The organism is Mesorhizobium sp. CNPSo 4670, assembly GCF_057784235.1.
In genome coordinates, this window is sequence record NZ_JBWJFQ010000048.1 from 1 (window position 1) to 2,500 (window position 2,500).

At 55.1% G+C, this 2,500-nt stretch carries 1 tRNA gene and 2 rRNA genes (1 of these 3 cut by a window edge); all 3 read right to left on the reverse strand.

Features of this window, described 5'->3' with window-relative positions:
* Positions 1 to 197: 197 nt before the first annotated feature.
* Positions 198 to 274, reverse strand: a tRNA-Met gene (locus AC0ZT5_RS34790).
* A 170-nt stretch (positions 275 to 444) separates the two neighbouring features.
* Positions 445 to 559 (reverse strand): 5S ribosomal RNA (gene rrf / locus AC0ZT5_RS34795).
* A 272-nt stretch (positions 560 to 831) separates the two neighbouring features.
* A 23S ribosomal RNA gene (locus AC0ZT5_RS34800) occupies positions 832 to 2,500 on the reverse strand (it continues 1,190 nt past the right edge of the window).

Consider the following 2,500-nt stretch of genomic DNA (forward strand, 5'->3'; position numbering starts at 1 on the left):
CATATGCTCCAAAAGCGCAACGCCCGCCGGCTTTTGGCCTGACGGGCGTTTTGTTGATTTGGTTGCTGGAACAGGCTTAGTCTTATTTGTCCTACTGCGTCGACTATGGTTCCTTGCGGGGCGCTGATGAGGGGAGTTCCATGGTCACGGTCGGCCGGACACAAAAACAGCCCGGGCTGGGCCGGGCTGTTTTAATTTGGTTGCGGGGACAGGATTTGAACCTGTGACCTTCAGGTTATGAGCCTGACGAGCTACCGGGCTGCTCCACCCCGCGTCAACTAGAAGTAAGCGCAAGCCTACGATAGGGATGGCCTACAGATAGGTAGAAGCCTCACCAAATGAAAGGGCCGCTTACGCGGCCCGTGATCCCGTTGGCGGGCCTGTTCATAAAGAGAAGATTTCTCTCCATCCGATTTGGATGTGAGATCAACGTGCGTTTGGCAGACCTGGCAGCGACCTACTCTCCCGCGTCTTGAGACGAAGTACCATCAGCGCTGGAGCGTTTCACGGCCGAGTTCGGAATGGGATCGGGTGCAGCCGCTCCGCCATAACCACCAGGTCGGCAAAACGCACGTTGTTTCGAGAAGCTTTTGAGCGAAGAGCCAACAGTGAATAGCGAACAGGGGTTACCTATGCGCTCTCTCGGAGCTGTTCGCTGGTCTTATATGTGCCTGGTTGTCCTTGGGGGTCTGCCCTTCGAAGCGAAGCTTCGCAAGGTCGACCGACCGTCGGCGCCGATGCGCCGCACCCACGTAGCGCCGCCCGAAGGGCGGAACAAGCGTGAGTGAGAACAAACCATCTGACTTTGTCAGATGGGCATAAGGAATGAGAACGATCAAGCCGATCGAACTATTAGTACCGGTAAGCTTCAAGCGTTGCCGCTCTTCCACACCCGGCCTATCAACGTGGTCGTCTTCCACGGTTCTCAGGGAATACTCGTTTTAAGGTGGGTTTCCCGCTTAGATGCCTTCAGCGGTTATCCCGTCCGGATATAGCTACCCTGCTATGCGGCTGGCGCCACAACAGGTCCACCAGAGATCCGTCCATCCCGGTCCTCTCGTACTAGGGACAGATCCTTTCAATATTCCTACACCCACGGCAGATAGGGACCGAACTGTCTCACGACGTTCTGAACCCAACTCACGTACCGCTTTAAATGGCGAACAGCCATACCCTTGGGACCTGCTCCAGCCCCAGGATGCGATGAGTCGACATCGAGGTGCCAAACAACCCCGTCGATATGGACTCTTGGGGGTCATCAGCCTGTTATCCCCGGCGTACCTTTTATTCGTTGAGCGATGGCCCTTCCACGCGGGACCACCGGATCACTATGACCGACTTTCGTCTCTGCTCGACTTGTCAGTCTCGCAGTCAGGCAGGCTTATGCCATTGCACTCAGCGAACGATTTCCGACCGTTCTGAGCCCACCATCGCGCGCCTCCGTTACTCTTTAGGAGGCGACCGCCCCAGTCAAACTACCCACCATACATTGTCCCGGACCCGGATAACGGGCCGCGGTTAGACATCCATAGTAATAAGGGTGGTATTTCAAGGGTGGCTCCACCTGAGCTGGCGCCCAGGTTTCAAAGCCTACCACCTATCCTACACATGCCACTACGAATGCCAATGTAAAGCTATAGTAAAGGTGCACGGGGTCTTTCCGTCTAACCGCAGGAACCCCGCATCTTCACGGGGAATTCAATTTCACTGAGTCTATGCTGGAGACAGCGGGGAAGTCGTTACGCCATTCGTGCAGGTCGGAACTTACCCGACAAGGAATTTCGCTACCTTAGGACCGTTATAGTTACGGCCGCCGTTTACTGGGGCTTCGATTCAGAGCTTGCACCCCTCCTCTTAACCTTCCAGCACCGGGCAGGCGTCAGACCCTATACGTCGTCTTGCGACTTCGCAGAGCCCTGTGTTTTTGATAAACAGTCGCTACCCCCTGGTCTGTGCCACCCTCCTCCACTTGCGTGGAAAAGGGTCACGCTTCTTCCGAAGTTACGCGTGCAATTTGCCGAGTTCCTTCAGCATAGTTCTCTCAAGCGCCTTGGTATACTCTACCAGACCACCAGTGTCGGTTTCGGGTACGGTTTATAAGGAGGAGCTATTTCCTGGAACCACGCAGCAGCCCGTTCAATCCGATAAGATTGGACTACCTCAATGATCCGTCACTACCTCCAAGCCCACGAATATTAACGTGGTTCCCATCGACTACGCGTTTCCGCCTCGTCTTAGGGGCCGGCTAACCCTGCTCAGATTAGCTTTAAGCAGGAACCCTTGGTCTTTCGGCGGGGGAGTCTCTCACTCCCCTTACGTTACTCATGTCAGCATTCGCACTTCTGATACCTCCACCACCCCTCACGGGTATGGCTTCATCAGCTTACAGAACGCTCCGCTACCGCTCGTGATTGCTCACGAACCCTAAGCTTCGGTGTATGGCTTTAGCCCCGTTACATTTTCGGCGCAAAGACCCTTATTTAGACCAGTGAGCTGTTAC